This is a genomic window from Pseudonocardia sp. EV170527-09 (genome assembly GCF_008369905.1).
GTDB lineage: Bacteria > Actinomycetota > Actinomycetes > Mycobacteriales > Pseudonocardiaceae > Pseudonocardia.
Map to the genome: position 1 here is coordinate 1 of NZ_VRMC01000456.1, position 273 is coordinate 273.

Annotated in this window: 1 pseudogene; it reads right to left on the bottom strand. The window is 66.3% G+C overall.

What is annotated here, in order from left to right:
- Nucleotides 1-273 (bottom strand): annotated as a pseudogene (locus FVA95_RS29790) (RNA degradosome polyphosphate kinase); the annotation flags it as partial.

Here is a 273-nt window from a genome sequence, read left to right on the forward strand (position 1 = left end):
GCCTCGGCAGCATCGATGAGGGCGTTGACGATCGGCGAATCGCCCGAGGTGCGGTAGAGCGTCTGCTTGATCGCCAGCACATTGGGATCGGCCGCGGCCTGCTCGATGAAGCGCTGCACTGTCGTGGAGAAGGAGTCGTAGGGGTGGTGAACCAGGACGTCGCCGTCGCGCAGCGCCGCAAAGATGCTTTTGGGGGTCTCTCGCTCGCCGAACGCCGAAGGGGTCGCGGGCACGAAGGGCGGATCCTTGAGCGCCGGTCGATCCACGCCGTAG